14 protein-coding genes are annotated in these 16788 nt (G+C 63.1%); 2 read left to right on the forward strand and 12 right to left on the reverse strand.

Translation table 11 applies throughout. The features are described 5' to 3' along the window. Nucleotides 1-101: 101 nt before the first annotated feature. The 7 genes from recD2 to GMST_RS03295 form a co-directional block, all read right to left on the reverse strand. Nucleotides 102-2282 (reverse strand): SF1B family DNA helicase RecD2, encoded by a 2181-nt coding sequence (gene recD2, locus GMST_RS03265; RefSeq protein WP_183353172.1) that lies wholly within the window; start codon nt 2280-2282, stop codon nt 102-104. A 139-nt stretch (nt 2283-2421) separates the two neighbouring features. Then, entirely contained in the window at nt 2422-3876 is a 1455-nt protein-coding gene (gene gabD, locus GMST_RS03270) for an NADP-dependent succinate-semialdehyde dehydrogenase (protein ID WP_183353173.1), read from the reverse strand. A 174-nt stretch (nt 3877-4050) separates the two neighbouring features. Beyond that, nucleotides 4051-4521 carry a pyridoxamine 5'-phosphate oxidase family protein gene (locus GMST_RS03275; protein ID WP_183353174.1) on the reverse strand — a complete coding sequence of 157 codons (471 nt, stop codon included), beginning with the start codon at nt 4519-4521 and terminating at the stop codon, nt 4051-4053. An 83-nt stretch (nt 4522-4604) separates the two neighbouring features. Beyond that, nucleotides 4605-5318, reverse strand: coding sequence for a hypothetical protein (locus GMST_RS03280; RefSeq protein WP_183353175.1), 714 nt, complete (start codon nt 5316-5318; stop codon nt 4605-4607). 3 nt (nt 5319-5321) lie between these two features. Next, on the reverse strand, nt 5322-7091 hold the full coding sequence (locus GMST_RS03285; RefSeq protein ID WP_183353176.1) for an AAA family ATPase: 1770 nt from the start codon (nt 7089-7091) through the stop codon (nt 5322-5324). 208 nt (nt 7092-7299) lie between these two features. Then, complete coding sequence (locus tag GMST_RS03290; protein WP_183353177.1) at nt 7300-7941, reverse strand: CAP domain-containing protein; 642 nt, start codon at nt 7939-7941, stop codon at nt 7300-7302. Between the two features lie 140 nt (nt 7942-8081). Continuing rightward, nucleotides 8082-8345 carry a hypothetical protein gene (locus tag GMST_RS03295; protein WP_183353178.1) on the reverse strand — a complete coding sequence of 88 codons (264 nt, stop codon included), beginning with the start codon at nt 8343-8345 and terminating at the stop codon, nt 8082-8084. A gap of 335 nt (nt 8346-8680) precedes the next feature. Between GMST_RS03295 and GMST_RS03300 the strand changes: the two genes are divergently transcribed. Further along, complete coding sequence (locus tag GMST_RS03300; protein WP_183353179.1) at nt 8681-9172, forward strand: nucleoside 2-deoxyribosyltransferase; 492 nt, start codon at nt 8681-8683, stop codon at nt 9170-9172. Continuing rightward, nucleotides 9165-10208, forward strand: coding sequence for a sensor histidine kinase (locus GMST_RS03305; protein WP_183353180.1), 1044 nt, complete (start codon nt 9165-9167; stop codon nt 10206-10208). Before GMST_RS03300 ends, GMST_RS03305 begins: the two co-directional genes overlap by 8 nt. A gap of 155 nt (nt 10209-10363) precedes the next feature. Here GMST_RS03305 and GMST_RS03310 read toward each other — a convergent pair whose 3' ends face one another. The 5 genes from GMST_RS03310 to GMST_RS03330 form a co-directional block, all read right to left on the reverse strand. Then, on the reverse strand, nt 10364-12073 hold the full coding sequence (locus tag GMST_RS03310; RefSeq protein WP_183353181.1) for a methyl-accepting chemotaxis protein: 1710 nt from the start codon (nt 12071-12073) through the stop codon (nt 10364-10366). Nucleotides 12074-12337: 264 nt separating this feature from the next. Next, the gene (locus tag GMST_RS03315) at nt 12338-13033 is read right to left on the reverse strand and encodes an amino acid ABC transporter permease (RefSeq protein ID WP_183353182.1); all 696 of its coding nucleotides are present in this window, start codon (nt 13031-13033) and stop codon (nt 12338-12340) included. Nucleotides 13034-13153: 120 nt separating this feature from the next. Further along, a complete protein-coding gene (locus GMST_RS03320) occupies nt 13154-13858 on the reverse strand; it encodes an amino acid ABC transporter permease (protein WP_183353183.1) in 705 nt (234 codons plus the stop codon). A gap of 217 nt (nt 13859-14075) precedes the next feature. Beyond that, complete coding sequence (locus GMST_RS03325; RefSeq protein ID WP_183353184.1) at nt 14076-14810, reverse strand: amino acid ABC transporter ATP-binding protein; 735 nt, start codon at nt 14808-14810, stop codon at nt 14076-14078. Between the two features lie 471 nt (nt 14811-15281). After that, complete coding sequence (locus GMST_RS03330) at nt 15282-16697, reverse strand: sigma-54-dependent transcriptional regulator (protein WP_183353271.1); 1416 nt, start codon at nt 16695-16697, stop codon at nt 15282-15284. Nucleotides 16698-16788: the final 91 nt, after the last annotated feature.

Consider the following 16788-nt stretch of genomic DNA (forward strand, 5'->3'; position numbering starts at 1 on the left):
ACACATCGGTGCGAAGCAATCTTGCCCAAACCACTTCGCTACCACTACTAAAGCCACTCACCCCACCGCAACGAAGCGGCCTGCCCTCCCGGATAACCGGTTCAAAGAGCCAGCCTCCCGGCGAGCTTGGTGAGCCGGCGCTGGGACTTGTGGTTTTGGACCGCCATGGCGAGCGCCTTCGGCTCGGCGATCAGCACCACGAGCTTCTTGCCGCGTGTGACGGCGGTGTAGATCAGGTTACGCTCCAGCATGGTGTAGTGCTGCAGGGCGAGCGGGATCACCACCGCGCCGTACTCGGAGCCCTGGCTCTTGTGGATGCTGGTGGCATAGGCCAGCGACAACTCGTCCAGCTCTCCGAAATCGTAGGGGACCAGGCGTTCCTCGAATTCCACCGCGAGATTCCCCTCTTCCAGGTCCACCGAAACGATCCTGCCGATGTCGCCGTTGAAAACTTCCTTGTCGTAGTTGTTCACCGTCTGCAGCACCTTGTCACCGGGGGCGAAGCTGGTGCCGAAGCGGGTCACCTTCGGCTCGGCGTTGCCGTTTAGGGCCTGCTGCAGTTCCGCGTTCAGCGAGCGCGCCCCGAGCCCGCCGCGGTTCATCGGGGTGAGCACCTGGATGTCCCGCACCGGGTCGAGGCCGAAACGCTTGGGTATCCGCTCGGTCACCACCTGCATGAGTTTCGCGTGCAGGTCTTCGGGGCCGTTGGCGGGGATCAGGTAGAAATCGGAGAGTTCCTGCGCCTCCCCCTTGAGCGGCAGTTCCCCCGAGTTGATCCGGTGCGCGTTCACGATGATCTTCGAGGTGGCTGCCTGCCGGAAGATCTCGGTGAGCCGCACGGTGGGGATGGCCTTGGAGGCGATGACGTCGGAGAGCACGCACCCCGGCCCCACCGAGGGGAGCTGGTCCACGTCCCCCACCAAGAGGAGCGCGGCGCGGTCCGGGATCGCCGGCAAAAGCTTGTTCATCAGCACCACGTCGACCATCGAGGATTCGTCCAGCACCACCAGGTCGGCCTCCAGCGGATGCTCCCGGCCGCGCTTGAAATCGAAGCGCTGGGGGTCGAACTCCAACAGGCGATGAATGGTCTTCGCCTCGATTCCCGTCGATTCGCTGAGCCTCTTCGCGGCCCGACCGGTCGGCGCGCAGAGCGCTATGCGCAGCTGGCGTGCGGCGAGGATGCTCAGGATGCTGTTCACCAGGGTGGTCTTCCCCACCCCCGGCCCGCCGGTGATCACCAGGACCTTGCTCTTAAGGGCGAGCCGAACCGCCTCGCGCTGCGACCCGGAGAGGGTGAGCCCGGTCTCCTTTTCCACCCAGGGGAGCGCGCGCTCCGCGACGATCTCCCCCCAGGGGGGCGCGCCCGGGGCAAGGCGGGCAAGCCCGGCGGCGACCCCGACCTCGGCGCGGTAGAGCGGCGTCAGGAACAGGCAGTCGCACCCCGAGATAGGCTCCGCGACCAGGTTCTCCTCGGCCACCTCGGCATCGATGGCGGCATCGATCACCGCCCGCGGGATCTCCAAGAGCGTGGCCGCATGTTCGGCAAGCTCCTCCCGGACTGCGGCGCAGTGGCCGCTTCCGGAGAGCTCCTGCAGTACGTGCCGTACCCCAGCCCGGGCCCGCAAGGGCGAGTCCGAGGCGATCCCGAGTTTTTGCGCCAGGGTGTCGGCGGTCCGAAAGCCGACGCCGTGGATGTCCAGGGCGAGGCGATAGGGGTTCTCGGTCACCTTGACGATCGCCTCGTTGCCGTAGGTCTTGTAGATGCGCACGGCGCGGGCGGTCCCCAGTCCGTGCGACTGCAAGAAGACCATGATCTCCCGCACCGCCTTCTGCTCGATAAAGGCCGCGGCCACCTTTTCGGTCCGCTTGGGGCCGATCCCCGGGAGCTCGAGGAGCCGCTGCGGGCTCGCCTCGATCACCTCGAAGACCTCGGCGCCGAAGGCCTGCACCAGTTTCTTGGCGAAGTGCGGCCCGATCCCCTTCACCATCCCCGAACCGAGGTACTTCTCGATCCCCTCCAGCGTCGTCGGCTGCACCGCCTTCAACTGGCTCGCCTTGAACTGAAGCCCGTGCGTCTTGTCGTTGTGCCAGCTGCCGGTGCATTCCAGGAACTCTCCCGGCGTCACCGAGACGGCCGATCCAATCACCGTCACCAGTTCCCGGCGCCCGGTCACCTTCACCCGCAGGACGCAAAAGCCGGTCTCCTCGCTGTGAAAGGTGACCCTTTCCAGGGAGCCGGCCAGGCGTTCCACGGGTGCGTCTGCAAAACTGGTCTGTTTCATAAAAAAATTGTTCTAGGTTCTATGTTCTAGGTTCTAGGTTCTATGTTCTAAGTTAGGCTCGTCCCAATATAAATCTAGGTTCTACGTTGCACACAAGAACGTAGAACCTAGAACGTAAAAACCTGGAACGCCTTCGCCTCTATATTCCGCCCATGCAGAGGTACTTGATCTCCAGGAAGTCGTCGATGCCGTACTTGGAACCTTCGCGCCCCACGCCGGACTCCTTCACCCCGCCAAACGGCGCGACCGTCGAGGAGATGAGCCCCGTGTTGATGCCGACGATGCCGTACTCGAGCGCCTCGGAGACCCGCCAGATGCGCCCCATGTCCCGGCTGTAAAAGTACGAGGCGAGCCCGAACTCGGTGTCGTTGGCCATCTGGACCGCCTCCGCCTCCGTCTTGAAGCGAAAGAGCGGCGAGAGCGGGCCGAAGGTCTCCTCCTTGGCCACCAGCATCTCGGAGGTGACCTCGGTTATAACGGTAGGCTGGAAGAAGGATCCCCCCAGTTCGTGGCGCTTCCCTCCCAGGACCACCTTGGCCCCCTTGGCCACCGCGTCCCTAATGTGCTCCTCCACCTTCTCCACCGCGTTCATGTCGATGAGCGGCCCCTGCTGGGTCTCACCCTTGAGGCCGTCGCCGACCACCATCTTGGAGACCGCCTTGCAGAGCTTTTCGGTGAACGCGTCGTAGACGCCGTCTTGCACCAGGAAACGGTTGGTGCAGACGCAGGTCTGTCCGGTGTTGCGGTACTTCGAAGCGAGGGCACCCTCCACCGCGGCGTCGAGGTCGGCGTCGTCGAAGACGATGAAGGGGGCGTTGCCGCCCAGTTCCATGGCCACCTTCTTCACGGTCCCGGCGCACTGGGCCATGAGGAGCTTCCCGATCTCGGTGGAGCCGGTGAAGGTCAGCTTGCGCACGAGGGGGTTCCCGGTGAGTTCGTTGCCGATGGCGCCCGAGGCGCCGCAGACCACGTTGAAGACGCCGGCCGGGATGCCGGCACGCTCGGCCAAGACCGCGAGCGCCAGCGCCGAGTACGGGGTCATGCTGGCCGGCTTCAACACCATGGTGCAGCCGACGGCAAGCGCCGGCCCCGCCTTCCTGGTGATCATCGCCGCCGGGAAGTTCCAGGGGGTGATGGCCGCGCAGACGCCGATCGGCTCTTTAAGCACCACGATCCTTTTACCCTCTTGGAAGGTCGGTATGGTGTCGCCGTAGACCCGTTTCCCCTCCTCCGCGAACCACTCGATGAAGGAGGCGGCATAGGCCACCTCGCCGCGCGACTCCGCGAGAGGCTTTCCCTGCTCGGCGGTCATCAGGATGGCGAGGTCCTCCTGGTTCGCCATGATGAGTTCGAACCAGCGGCGCAAAAGCTGCGAGCGCTCCCCGGCGGTCCTGGCGCGCCAGGCGGGGAAGGCAGCGTTGGCGGCATCGATGGCGGAGCGGGTCTCCTGCGCCCCCATCTTGGGGACCGTGCCGATGATCTCGCCGGTAGCCGGGTTGTTAACCGGGATGGTGCCCCCTTCGAGGGCGTCGAGCCACTGGCCGTTGATGTAGCACTGTTGGCGGAAAAGAGAGGGATCGTTCAGCTTGAACATGGCTTCCTCCGTGATGATCTCGTATCTGTCAGCAGGATCCTGTCATTGTCTTGATTTCTCCGTTACCTGTTCGAAAAACTGTCCAGGTCGTCGCAGCACTGTCACAGAAACCTGGAAAGCAACCGGGATGCAGTATCTCCGGCGCTCTTTGCGGCAGTTTGCTAGTGTACCGTATCAGAGGATTTTGTCGTTGGACTGTTTGCCGGTGATGCTGTCGATGGCGAGCTTCCAGATTTTGATCCCTGCCAGCTGCTTTTCCGTGAACTGGCACTCTCCGTGACCGTACTGCAGCATGACCTTCACCAGCGCCTCGTTTCTCTCCTCCGGCTCGACCAGTTCCGTTATCGTCCCGGTTCCCATGACGCACTGGTAGGAAAAGGTCCACTCGCAGGGGGTGCTTGGATGGGTAACCAGGTTCACCGCGTGTTCCAGCTCGAAACAGGCCTGGGGATTTTCCGCGATGATCTCCACCTTCCGGCCGGTCAAGGCGGTGTGGAAATAAAAGGCCGCGCCGTCGTAGCCAAAGGAGAGCGGCACGATGTAGGCCTGGTCGTCCTGCGAGAGCCCCACCCTTAAAACCTGGCTGTCGGCGATGATCCGGTCGATGACCTCGCGGTCGGTGATCTCTTTGTCGCTGCGTCTCAAACTCCCCCCTGTCGCGCCCGGTCATCAGCGCGAATACGTATCAATACGTGGCAGGAGGGCCGCCCTCCGCCAGGGCACCGAAATCAGTGCGCCGCCGAGGAGAGCAGCACCTCGAAAAGCTGGCCGTTTCTGGAGAGCCGTACCCGGTCCTCCTTGATTTCCACCACCCGGGCGCCGGCCACCTGGGCCCCCTCGCCCACCAAGGTCCCGTTCAATACGGCGCGGCGCAGGTTGCGCTCGTCCTGCCAGGCGATCCCGGAAACCGTGATATCTCCACTTCCCACCATAACCGGTTGCTGCGCCGGGGCCGCGGCAGGCGCCGGGCGCTCACGCCGGGCCGGTTGAACCGGGCGCTCCGGTTTACCAGGGCGCGGCTCCGGTACGGACTCCTTCGCTACAGCCGGTACTTCCTTGAGCCCGGCAGCAAGAGGAGGGCGCGCCGGCTCCGGTACAGTCCCGGCAGCGGCGCCCGGGGCGGGAGCCGCCTCGGGCGCCGCAGGCTGCGCGGCAGGAGCCGGGCTCGTTGGTACGGCAGCGGCCGGGGCCTCCCCGGCCGGCGCCTGAGATGCGGGGATGGCGACCTCTTTGCCACGGAGGCTTCCCAGCGTGAGGAAACCGGCGCCGAGCGCCACCACGACCAATAGGACTGCGAGGCTTATCCAGCGCAGCGGGAGCCGGCGCTCGGCAACGGGCGCCCGCCGGTAGCGCAGCACCTCGGGACGCAGGTCCTGGGCCGAACCGCGCCGGCTGCTTCTGTCCTGTTCCATCTTGCGCAGGGCATCGAGGATGAGGCTCATGGCTTAGGCCCCCCCTTTGCCGCGCGGAGCGGCCGATGATTCCCCCGCCCCGCCTCTTTGCAGCGTGGGGGGGAAGAATCCGCCGGCTCTGCGGTACAACAGCATGAGCGTAAGCCCCTTCGCCTTGCCATCCTCCGCCAACCCCTCGCGGCGCTGGAACGCGTTGACCGCCTCGGTCAGCTTGCTCCCGGCGACTCCGTCGAGCGCGCCGCGGTAGACTCCGGCCCCCTGCAAAAGACCCTGCAGACTCTTAAGGCGCGCCGCCTGATCCGCCGGCTTCTTGCCGGCCGCGATGCCGTGGAAATCTTTCCAGAAGAGGTAGGCCGTGCCGTTCCAAACCTGCCCCAGTTCGGCGCGGCTCAGGGTCGCCTGGCCGTCGAGCGCCGGCGCAACCTGGACGGTACCCGGTCCCAGCCCCGTCAAGGCCACCACGCGGCTGCCCCCCGGCACGCTCACCTGCAAAAGCGCCGGGGCATCCAGCCTGGCCAGGGCCTCCAGGTTTCCGGTCACCCGCGTGGCGTTCATGCCGCGGGTCTTGGCCAAAACTGCGAAGTTCACCCCTTTGAGCGGTTCCGAATCGAATCCCGGAACCCGCCAGATCTTCAGGAGAGCGTTGAGCGCCTCGCGCAGGTTCTCTTCCTCGGGTACCGCCGCCAGCGCTCGCAGCGCCCGATCCTTGGAGAAGTTCCCCTGCTGCGGCGCAGCGGAAGGCGCGCTCGCTCCGGCCGCTGCCGGGGCTTGGGCCTCGGGAAGGGCGGCGATCCGGTCGCCGGCATTCCCCGGCTGCCGGGTCGCGAGGTCGTCCGGTTTTCCCGGCCCGGACCAGGTGCCCTTTTTCAGTCCCCATGCGCCTTGTCCGGCAGGGTAGCCATCCGAGAAGAACGACCATCCTGCAGCCGCGAGAAGCGCCACGAGTGCCAGGGCTGCGCCTGCCTTTCCCCAGGGAGACGGCCGGCGCGGCAGGTCCCGACCCAGGTCGCTCAGCGAGGCGGCGGCCATGGCGGGGGTCACCTCGCGGGACTCGCTCGTGTAGGCAAGCAACAGGGCGCGGTCGCAGGCGACGTTTACCAGGCGGGGCAGCCCTCCGGAAAAGGCGAAGATCTTGCGGACGGCGCCGGCCGAGAAGCTCAGGGGCTCGCTCCCTCCCGCCGCAAAGCGGATCCGGTGCCTTATGTAGTCGCAGGTATCGGCGAAGCCCATCGGCTTCAGGTGGTAGCGCACCGTGATGCGCTGGTCCAGCTGGCGCAGTTCCGGCCGCGCCAAAAGCGCCCGCAGTTCGGGCTGCCCCACCATGACGATCTGGATCAGTTTGGAGCGGTCGGTCTCCAGGTTCGAGATGAGGCGCAGCTGTTCCAGCACCTCCACCGAGAGGTTCTGGGCCTCGTCGATCACCAGCACCACGGTCCGCCCCGAGCGGTTTTCCTCGAGCAGAAAAGCGTTGAGCGCCTGGTGCAACTCCTGGAGGTCGTTCGAGGTAGCCGGAAGCCCGAACTCCGTGTTGATCTCGCGGGAAAGCCCCAGCGGCGAAAGCGTCGGGTTGAAGATGAGGGCGCTGCGGTGCGTCTCGTGCTCCAGCTGGTTCAAGAGCGTACGGATGATGGTGGTCTTGCCGGTGCCGACCTCGCCGGAGAGCTCGATGAACCCGGCGCGGCTTTCGATGGCGAAGAGCAGGTGGGCGAACGCCTCCTGGTGCGGGGTGCTGAGGAAGAGAAACGCGGGATTCGGGGTGAGTGCGAAAGGCGGCTCCTTGAAGCCGAAATATTCCCAGTACATGTTCTCAGAACCAATGGATAATTGACGGTGGACACGTGACAATTAACTACAAAAGCCAGACCTCTTCAGCAAACCTGGACGGTTCTTCTCTCTCTTAGCGGTTGCGCCTCGCAAGAACTAAGGACAACACCATAGATGAGAGCAGCGGAATACAGAGTTACGGCAACCGGGGATAATTGTCAATTGTCAATTGTCAATTATCAATTCTTCACCTGCTTTTGGTGAATCCGACGGCGAATTCCATGGCGCACATGGTGCGGTACACCGCGTGCGCTCCGCAGGCCGCGCCGGCCACCTTGAAGGCGGAGGTGAAGATGTTCTTGCGGTGTCCCCGCTCCGGAACGCCGTCGTCGATGATGAGCTGCATCACCATCTGCCGCGCGGTGTCGGGTCCGTAGCCGATGTTTTCCGCGATCCGGCCCTGCCAGGTGCCGTAGCGCTCGATGCGCTCGCGCATGTCGCCGCTGCGGTTGCCTGTATGCCCGATCTCACCGCTGGGTCCCTGGTCCCGCACCAGGTCCGCGGCACCCAGGGCGAGCCCCGGCGACCAGGCAAGCGGCGGCAGCGGTTTTTGTCTCTCGAGAAACCGGACCGCCTCGTCGAGGGCTGCGCCCCCCTCGGTGGTCAGCACCAGGGCCGGCGCCCCCGGCACCAGGTAGCCCCTCCCCACGAAGTGACCGCGCAACTCCTTGAGGTAGCCCAGGTAACGCTGCGGCGAACTGCGCGCCACGTTGGTCTCTGCGAGCATCTGCCGCGCCATCTCCTCCCGGGCTGCCCTGCTCTGGGCCAGGGCATCCGTCGCGGTAAAAAGCATCAGCACCAAAAGCAGCAACCTCGCCAGACGTTTCATACCTTCCCCCTCGGGCTGCGGGATTGCAGCAGTCTCGGGCCACAAAAAGACCTCGCTCCAAAGGAGGGAAAAGAGCGAGGTCGACTACACATCCCCATGGATGCCAGTATAGATCAACGGCGGCAAAAGGTGAACGGTTCCTAGGGCTTCCCCAGCCGTACTTCGAAGACCTTCAGGGCCTCGGCAAGCGTCCCTTCGATGTCGTCGCCGTACACGGTGAAGTACAGGTAAGGGCCTGCGTAGTGGTGCCAGTTCAGGTCCTCCACCTGCAGCGTCCCAAGGTAGCGCTCCATCTTCTCGTACGGGTAGAAGGGGTCGCCGTTGGGCCAGGTCCGTCTGAGTTTCTGAACCTGCGCCTCGCTCAGCTCAATGCGGTAGCGTACCGAAACCACCTCGGCGTTCATGGTGTCCCCCTTCTCGCGTTATACGGCAACCGTTCCTCATGACAGCACGTTTCTCATTGTCGATGGTAAATTGTCAATTGTCCATTATTTACGTCCATTGCTCGACCAGCTCCGCGGTGTAACGACCTGTCGCGGCCGGCCAGCAGATTTCCCTTTATCGGAAACCGAGTAGTTCCGATAGGTAACAAGGGGGTCGCAAAAGATCCCTCGAGCTCTGTAAGAGCGACAACGACAGCATTAACTTGACAGAACTCGTGAAAATAGGAGAATCTGATTCATTAGATCCGGAAACCGACGGGGCCGGATGGAAACGAATACCCACCAGGAGCACCGCCATGACCAGGCTGTACCTCGCCTCGCCGCTGGGCTTTTCCCCGGAACATCGGGACTATCTCACCCGCATCAAGGAGCGGCTGGACGAACAGGGGATAACCGTATTCGATCCCTGGGCACAGACCCAGTTCTCCCAGGAGCTCGAGAGGGCCTTCCAGGAAAAAGACCACGGAGCGCGTGTTGCCGCCTTTGCCGTTTTGGCCCGTCGCATCGGCGCCGTAAACGAGCAGGGGATCCGGGATGCCGACTGCCTTTTGGCCGTGGTAGACGGGGCCGAAGTCGATTCAGGAACCGCAGCCGAGGTCGGCTTTGCCTGCGGCCTGGGCAAGAGGTGCTACGCCCTGCGCACCGACCTGCGCGACAGCGGCGACTTCGTGGGCATTCCGGTAAACCTGCAGCTGCTCCACTTCGTGGAGACCAGCGGCGGCAAGCTCTTTCGCAACATCGCCGAAATCCTGATTCCCCCGAAACGTTCCGAGGCAAGCCATGCCTGAGCACCGCACGCCGGAAAAGATCGTCTTGCTGTACGCCGTGGTCGGCTGTCTCTGGATCCTCTTCTCGGACCGGGTGGTCATCACGCTGTTCAGGGACCCGGAAACCGTGCTCTGGGTCTCCCAGCTCAAGGGGTGGGGCTTCGTCCTGGTCACCTCGCTGCTGCTCTACTGGCTCATCAGGGGCTCGACCCAGCGACTGATGGATTCCGAGGCGCTACTCAGGCAGCAGGCAGAGGAGTTGGAGATCCGGGTCCAGGAGCGGACCCACGCGCTCTCCCAGGCGCTGGCGGAGTTGCAGGTGCAGACCGACGAGCGGCTGCGCGTCGTGGAGGAGTTGCGGGAGAAAGAGCGTCTTTTGGCCCAGCAAAGCCGCCAGGCCGCCATGGGGGAGATGATCGGCAACATCGCGCACCAGTGGCGCCAGCCGCTCAACGCTCTCGCGCTCACCATCCAGCAGCTCCCCCTGCTGCACAAGCTGGGGGAGTTAAACGAAAAGGTGCTGGAGGAGAGCATCAGGAAGGCGATGAAGCTCATCAAGCACATGTCGCGCACCATCGACGATTTCCGGGACTTCTTCAGTCCGGACAAGGAGATCACCGAGTTCCGGATCGACAAGGCGGTGCACAAGGCGCTCGAGTTGCTGCGGGACAGCCTGGTGGAGCGCTCCATCGCCATCGAGGTGAGCGGTGCCCGCGAGCTTACGGCCAGAGGTTACCCCAACGAGTACGCCCAGGTCTTGTTGAACATCCTGGTGAACGCCCGCGACGCCTTCGACAGCAACCCGGTGCCGGAGCCGCGGATCAGCATCCAGATGGAGTACCACGCGGCCAAGGCCGTGGTCACCGTCACCGACAATGCCGGGGGGGTTCCCGCCGGCATCCTCGACAGCATCTTCGAGCCGTACTTCTCCACCAAGGGGTTGCAGGGGACCGGCATCGGTCTCTACATGTCGAAGACCATCATCGAGCGCAACATGCGCGGCACCTTGAGCGTGCGCAACACCGGCAGCGGCGCGCAGTTCAGGATCGAGATCTAAAAAAACGTTTGCCGCAAAAAGGCATAAAAGACACAAAAAAACCTCTGACCATAATCCAACAGGTCCGGCCTCCTGCGTTGTCGTAGGAGGCCGGACCTGTTTAAAGAAGGCTTTCTTTTTGTGAATTTCGTGCCTTTTTGCGGCTGAACGGTTCCCTAAACCGCCAAACCCGCCATCTTTTGCTGCAGAAGCTTGACCTGCTCGGAGAGGCCGGTCACCGCGCCGTCCATGATCCGGTTCACCTCAACGGTGGTGAGCGACGACTCCCGGATGCTCTCCATCGCCCGCACGATCTGCTTGGTGCTCTCCGCCTCCTCCTCGCAGGCCCGACGCACGTTCCTGATCATCTGGGTGATGTCCTCGGTGGCATGCACGATGTGGCTGCTGGTGGCGGTCTGGGAGCGCGTTGTGCTGCGCACCTGCGCGGTGAAGTCCTTCATGCGCTCCACGGCTGAGACGATCTGCTCGCTGCCGCGCCCCTGCTCCCGGGTCGCCCGCACGATCTGCCCCACCATTTCAGCCACCCTGTCCATCGCCTGGCGCATGTTCTCGCTGAGCTTTGCCTGCTCTTCGGTCGTCTGCGCGATCTCGTTGACCCGCGGAGCCGAGTCCTGCACGCCGTCCACGATCTTGCGCAGGGCCTCACCGGAGCGCTGGGAAAGCAGCTCCCCCTCGGCGATCCTCTCCTCGGAAGCCTTGATCGCCTGGACCACCGAGGTGGTCTCCTCCTTTACCCCCTCGATGATCTCGGAGATCTCGCGGGTGGAACTGCTGGTGCGCCGCGCCAGCTCCTTGATCTCGTGCGCCACGACCGCGAACCCTTTCCCCTGCTCGCCGGCCTGGGCCGCGATGATCGAGGCGTTCAGCGCCAAGAGGTTGGTCTGTTCGGCAACCTCGTCGATCACCAGGAGGATCTTCCCGATGTCCGCCGCGCGCAGCGAGAGGTTCTGCATCGCCTTAACCGTGGAGCGCGAGGAACTGCGGATTTCGCCGATGCCCGAGATGGTCGCCTCGACCGCCTGCGCGCCGTTTTGGGCATCCTGCCTGACGACGTCGGAGATCTTCGCGGCGTGCAGGGCGTTCTCCCCCACCTGCTTGATCGAGACGTCCAGTTCCGCCACCAGCGCCGACGCGGTAGTCGCCTCACCGAGGAGGCTTTGGGCACTGGCACCGATCTGTTTCTCCGCAGCGGTCATCTCGATGATCGAGGAGCTCACCTCCTCCGCCGCCAGGGAGAGGGTGTCCACGTGCTGGTTCACCTGCTCGATGCTCGCCGACATCTCGAGGATGGCCGAGGCGTTGTCGGTGGCCGACCCGGAGAGATCGTCCACCCATTTGGCGATCTGCTGCACCGACTGGTTGATCTCGCCGACCGCCTGCGATGCCTCGGCAACCCCCTCGGACTGCAGCTCGGCGGAGGTGAGCCCCTTCTTGGAAACCTGGTCGATGTCCGAGGCGATCTTCTGCAGTTCGCTGATCGACTGGGCGACCCGGCTCACCACCCCCGCCAGCTGTTCCATCATCACGTTGAAGTTGCGGTGCAGCTTGCCGAACTCGTCGTCGGAGCCGGTATCGAGCCGGCAGGTGAGATCGCCGTCGGCACCGTGGTTCAGGGCGTCCGCCAGGACCTTCACCCGCTTGGCGAGGTTGCGCGCGGCAAAAACCGCGAAGACCGCGATGAAAAGCGCGGCTTCGAGGCCCAGTGCCCACAACGTCCCCAAGGCATACCCGGCAGGCACCGGCCCTTCCGGCACGGCATGCACCACCTGGTAGGCGCAGTAGCTCCCCGCCAGCCCGACCGCACACCCCGCCGCGAGAGAATAGCGGATGAAGTGATACCCGAAACGCAGATTGTTTTTTGCCATGCTGAGTCCTCGGAGAACGACGTTATTGGCAACGGGACAACAGGGGCTCAAAGCACCGTCATAGCCCGCTCAGCGGAATTTACCTAATGAGAGGAAAAAAGCAAGGATAATCGAATGGTGTTCTACTGATTCCTACAAGGGAAAGCCGAGGCCGGAATTTCTTTAGCCCCTGAGGTCCCTTGGCAATTGCAGCCTTCCCCAAAAAAACGCGCCGCCCCCTTAAAAGGTGGCGGCGCGCAGGTGCATCGGTCGGGGCGGTCTTCTCTAGATCGACTTGCGCCAGGCCAGACGCTGTTCGAGCCAGCGCGAGAAGCTCGTGAAGGCGAAGCAGAGCACGAAGTACACCGCCGCGATGAAGATGAAGATCTCCGTCGGGTAGGACATGGTCCGGTTGTTGACCTGGGTGCCGACATGGGTAAGTTCGGAGACGCCGACGATGAAGGCCAGCGAGGTGTCCTTGATGAGCGAAACGAACTGGTTCACGAAGGACGGGATCATGTTGCGCATACCCTGGGGGAGGATGATGTAGAGCATGGTCTGCCACCCCTTGAGGCCGGTGGAGATCGCCGCCTCGGTCTGTCCCTTGGGGACCCCCATGATGCCGGCACGCACGATCTGGGACATGTAGGCCGAGGTGAACACGGTGAGCCCCATGATGACGGTCTGGCTTTCCGGCACGGTCTTCCCCATGAGCGCCGGCAAAAGGAAGTACATCCAGAAGATGACCATCAAAAGCGGCAGTCCGCGGATCGTGTTGATGAACAGGTTCACCGGGTAGCGGATCACCGGGTAGCGGGAGAGGCTCAAAAGCCCCAGGATCAGGCCGCCGAAGAAAGAAAGGATGCAGGAGACCACCGCGAGGTACATGGTGAGCCCGAGCCCGCCCAAAGGACCGTTCGGGTAGCGCCCGATCATGAAGTAGGTGAAGTTGTCGATTATGACCTGAAAGTCGAGATCCATGAGATTCTCCATTCGCCCGAGGCGAAGTTACGAATTAACGTTTCATCCTGCGCTGGCGCGTCCCGTTCCCCAAGGGGGAGGGACCGACCACCCTGCCACTCAACGCCTTTTCCCCGCCGGTTAGCTTCTCTGCGGGTTCAGCACCCTCTTGTTGTAGAGGTCCATGATGAAGGTGATGGAGACCGAAAGTGCGAGGTAGACCACGGTAGCCGCGGTGAAGGCCTCGAACCCCTTGAACGAGTAGCTCTCCACCTGCCGGGCCTGGTAGGTGAGTTCCATGACGCCGATGGTCATGGCGAGCGACGAGTTCTTGGCGAGGTTCAGGAACTGGTTCACCAGCGGCGGGATGGTGATGCGCACCGCCTGCGGCAGGATGATGTACTGCATCGAGCGCAGGAAGGAGAATCCGGCGCTGCGTGCGGCTTCCATCTGCTCCTTCGGGATGGAGAGGATGCCGCTGCGGATGTCCTCGGCGATGAAGGCCGAGGTGTAGATGATGAGCGCGATGGCGGCAGCGGCGAACTCGAAGTTGGTGTTGTTGAGCCACTCGTTGACCGCGGTCGGCAGCACCTTGTACGAGCCGAAGTACCAGAAGAAGATCTGGATCAAAAGCGGCGTGTTCCTGAAGAACTCGAGGTACACCGATGCCAGCCAGCGCAGCGGCTTGAAATTGCTCATCTTAAGGACGGCGATCACCAGGCCCAGCACGAAGGCGCCGACGATGCCGACGGCGGAGAGCTCCAGGGTGACCTTCAGGCCGGAGACCAGCCACTCGAAATACTTGCCTGAGGTGATAATGGACCAATCGAAATGATACTTGAGCACACGAGCCTCACTGTGGTCGGATACCGCACGCTACGGGCTGCGGTCCAGCAAAGGTTGATCTACACACGAATTGACAATTGACGATTGACAATTGACAACGAGAACCTGGAGTGCCGTAGTAAAGTCACACCCACCAGGTACAGCCGCTCACCGCTCCCGCCCACCGTTTCTATAACATAGAACATAGAACGTAGAACCTTGAACAGCCGTTCGCCTTTTAGTGCATCGGCGACAGAAGCTGTTTCAGGAACTGCTTGGCGCGGTCGTGCTGCGGGTTGCGGAAAAACTCTTCCGGCTGTGCCTCTTCGAGAATCACCCCGTGGTCCATGAACACCACCCGGTCTGCCACCTCGCGGGCAAAGCCCATCTCGTGGGTGACCACCACCATGGTCATGCCGCTCTTGGCCAGGTCCTGCATGACCGCGAGTACCTCGCCGATCATCTCCGGGTCCAGGGCCGAGGTCGGCTCGTCGAAGAGCATGATGCGCGGCTTCATGGCGAGCGCCCGGGCGATGGCGACGCGCTGCTGCTGGCCGCCGGAGAGCTGGGTCGGGTAGGCGTCGCGCTTCATGGCGAGACCGACGCGCTCGAGAAGCTGCATCGCCTGCTCCTCGGCCTCCTTCTTCGGCGTGTTGCGGATCTTGATGGGAGCCAGGGTGATGTTGGAAAGCACCGAGAGGTGCGGGTAGAGATTGAACTGCTGGAACACGAAGCCCACCTCGGCGCGCAGCCGGTTCAGGTCGGTCTTCTTGCTCAAGAGATCCATGCCGTCCACGGTAAGACGCCCTTCGTTGATCGGTTCCAGCTTGTTGATGGTCCTGATCAGGGTGGATTTGCCGGAACCGGACGGGCCGCAGACCACCACAACCTCACCTTGCTTGACGTGCAGGTTGACGTCGTTCAGCACGTGGAGGGTCTTGAACCATTTGTGGACGTTTTGGAACTGAATCATCTGCTACTCCTTTTCCATAGAAGACTCTTTGGGTGATTGATCGCGTGGGTGCTACCAACGGGCTGCGCCGAGGGCCGATTCCGAGCGAGGGGCAGCCTGAAGGGACGGGCGCCCGGTACTGGGGGGAGATGCTGACAGGCAAAGGGAGGTGGTTCAGCAATTCCGTGGCAACCGGCGTGGAGCGCGGCGGAAGAAGTCTTCCTAAGAGCAAGGCGGGTGCCAACGGGACAGAAGTGTTACAACTATGCTAACCGGTGGTGATTGCAGGAAATGCCCGGGGCGGAAAGGGTTATAACTTTTGGAAAGCGGGGCGCGGCAAGGCGGGGTAACTACCGGAAAATCCGAGAAGTTTCTACCGGTATAACAATTGTTATAGAGTTGCCAAAAGTTATACCCCCTCGGCCAACCCCTATAACCTGGGAGAGAGCTGGCGTTCCGGCAGTCGGACCGAAGGGGGATGGGAAGTTCAAGCTACTCCTTGCGCAAGAGCTTGAGCCTCTTGCTGAGCGCGGGCTGCGAGATCCCCAGGAGTCGGGACGCGATGCTCTGGTTGTGCTCCGAGCGGCGCATCGCTTCGTTTACCAGCTGTTCCACCGCCTCGCCGAGCGTAGGCAACTCGTCGCAGCCGTAGAAGACGTTTTCCCCGCTTCCCGCGGCACTGGGGGCGGGACGCTCGCCCTGCTCCTCCATGGCGCTGAGAAAGGTGTTCATGGAGAGCATGCGCGAGTTGTGCACGCTCATGGCGTCGAACACCATGGAGCGCATCTCGCGCAGGTTCCCGGGAAAGCTGTAGGTGGAAAGCAGCGTGACCAGTTCCTTGGGATACGAGGGGACCTTCTTGTCGAACAGGCGCGCCGCCTCTTCGAGGAAATGATCCAGCAACAGGGGGATGTCGTCCTTGCGCTCTCTAAGGGGCGGGATGTGGACGTGGTGGGCACGCAGCCGGTAGTAGAGGTCCTTGCGGAAGCTTCCCGCCGCCCGCTTCTGGGCCAGGTCCTGGTGGGTCGCCACCACGATGCGGGCCTTCATCTGCTTGGGGAGGTCGCTCCCCAGCGGGTAGAACTCCCCCTCCTGCAACAGGCGCAGAAGTTTTACCTGGCAGGAAAGCGAGAGGTCGCCGATCTCGTCCAAGAAGAGCGTCCCCTCCGCTGCCTGCTCCACCATCCCGCTGCGGGTTTCGTCCGCCCCGGTGAAGGCCCCCTTGCGGTGGCCGAACAGGGTATCGGCGAAGACGCTGTCGTCGAGTCCCGCCACGTTCACGGGAACGAGGGGGCCGTCGCTGCGGCTTAGGTTGTGTACCGCCCGCGCTACCAGCTCCTTCCCTACCCCGCTCTCCCCGGTGATCAGGATCGGCTGGGTGCTCTTGGCGACCGCCTCGATGTACTGGAAGATGGAGCGCATCGCCTTGTTCTGGGTGACGATCTGCGCGAAGGCCTGCGGGCATTCCAGCCGGTCGTTCAGGAAACGGCGGCGCATCTCCTTGTTCTCGCGCTGCAGCTCCTGCATCCGGATGGCACGGCGCACCGCGTCGATGATCCGGTCCTCGTCGTCGGTCTTCACCAGGTAGTCGAAGGCGCCAAGGCGCATGCAGCGTACCGCGGTCTCGACCTGGTTCAGTCCCGACATGACCAGCACCGAGAGGTCGGGATGCTCCTCGGCAAGCTTCGAGAGGAGTTCCTCGCCGGAGAGAAACGGCATGGTGAGGTCCAAGAGGACCAGGCCGAAATCCTGCTGTTCTAAAAGGGCCAGTACCTGGCGGCTATCGCTTAGCTGGGTGATGTTGGTGATCCCCCCCGGTCCCTCAAGCGACATGGAGAGGCTGCGCAGCCAGGGCGGTTCGTCGTCCACCAAAAGCACCCCGAACGCGGGATAGAGAGCTTCCTTCATCATTTAAAAAACTCCTCGAGTTCTTGTACCGCGCAGGCACGGAGGCACGGAGCACCCGATATCGGAGTCCGCGCCTTCGTCGTAAAAACTG

The sequence above is a fragment of the Geomonas silvestris genome (genome assembly GCF_014193515.1).
In the GTDB taxonomy this organism is placed as follows: Bacteria; Desulfobacterota; Desulfuromonadia; order Geobacterales; family Geobacteraceae; genus Geomonas; species Geomonas silvestris.